The following is a 1,526-nucleotide window of genomic DNA, read 5'->3' as shown; positions in this document are numbered from 1 at the left end:
AGTCATAGACCACCGGTGAAACCGGTGGCTTGAAATGTGAACCGCTCAAAGCGGATTAAAATATGTACCACCTAAAGGTGGCAGGTAATCTACTCATCAAAGAGATTTAGCTGATCGATTCTGCGATCTTCTTTTTCCTGATCTTTAATATACTTGCGTATCGCATCTTCATCTCTGCCAACTGTGGATACGTGATAACCACGTGCCCAGAAATGCTGGCCTGTAAAATTCTTCTTTCGCCCTACAAAATTCCTTGCTATTTGAATAGCGCTTTTGCCTTTGATGAAACCTATTATTTGAGCAACTGCATATTTCGGAGGAATTGACATCATCACATGAACATGATCAGGCATAAGATGACCTTCCATTACTTTGCACTCTTTTTGCCTTGCCAGTTCCTTGAAAACATCAGCCAAATATTTCCTGAGTTCTTTATAAATTTTCTTCTTTCTATATTTCGGTATCCAGGTTATATGATATATGCATTCCCATTTAGAGTGACTTAAACTTTGAACATTTCCCATTGAAAACCTCCTCTTCGCTTTATGCCTTAAGCGGTTCACTTTTGAGGAGGTTTTCTTATGTTCCCGGAAATGTCAAACTCTGGGAGTCCCCCGGCATAGCCGGGGGTTTACCCAGGATTAATTAAGAAAAAGCGGTAATTGATGAACCATTGTTTTATCGAGATTCAACTGTAATGTTCAAAAGTAATGCAAGTTTCTTTTGGACGGTACCGGGATACTTGTTTGCCTGTCCTGTAAGTTCTTTCATATCCACTTCCGTCATCTCCAGTTCATCTTCTACCGGCACTGACTCCCGAAAATAAAGAGTATCCAAAATGGCTTTTTCCGGTTTCGCCATATAAAATCCCTGCTGATATTCAAACCCGAAAAAAAGTGACGGTTTGATTCTTGAAAATTCATAGGTCACGTCACGGTATTGAAATCGGCGGTTGTGCCCCACTGCCGTATGCAACGTGATCACTGTACAAACCACCGGAGCCTGGAGAGTGATGCCGTGGTAATTAAGCGCCCACTCACAGGAGATATAGGCAGGAGGCCGTAAGAAACATCCAATCTGTTCAACAGATGGTTCACCGTACAGAAATGAATTGACATAATGACCACGAGTCAATCCTTTAATATATCCTTTCTTTTGAGCTCGGGATAAAAATACAGCCGCATGAGGCGTAAATTTTCTGACATCATCAATTCGAAACAAAATCGGCAGTTTTTTCAATCGAGCGATTGTAGATTCATGAAGTTGCATGGCTCTCCAAAACTGTTTCAATACCCTGTTGCATCAACTTCCGGATAACCTCGTCCAAAATGTGAAGCATTTCTTCAAATCCGGTTTTTTTGTAATGCTCATAAATGGTCTGTGGAATAAATCGCGACAGATCAGATACAATGGCCTTACGAACCGATTGGATACCGCTTTTGTGAGAAAAAAATTCGGCTGTCTGTTATATACAAATGAAGTTTTATACATGGTTAGCTTATTTTTAACCCTTTCAATATCTGGTA

At 40.5% G+C, this 1,526-nt stretch carries 2 protein-coding genes; both read right to left on the bottom strand.

The window, feature by feature from the left end; translation table 11 throughout:
• Positions 1-89 precede the first annotated feature (89 nt).
• The gene (gene tnpA / locus HGJ91_RS05785; RefSeq protein WP_291346758.1) at positions 90-524 is read right to left on the bottom strand and encodes an IS200/IS605 family transposase; all 435 of its coding nucleotides are present in this window, start codon (positions 522-524) and stop codon (positions 90-92) included.
• A gap of 154 nt (positions 525-678) precedes the next feature.
• On the bottom strand, positions 679-1,269 hold the full coding sequence (locus tag HGJ91_RS05780; RefSeq protein WP_291346757.1) for a hypothetical protein: 591 nt from the start codon (positions 1,267-1,269) through the stop codon (positions 679-681).
• Positions 1,270-1,526: the final 257 nt, after the last annotated feature.

The sequence above is a fragment of the Desulfobacula sp. genome, assembly GCF_014237455.1.
Lineage (GTDB): Bacteria > Desulfobacterota > Desulfobacteria > Desulfobacterales > Desulfobacteraceae > Desulfobacula.
This window is presented reverse-complemented; position numbering and strand designations above follow the sequence as displayed.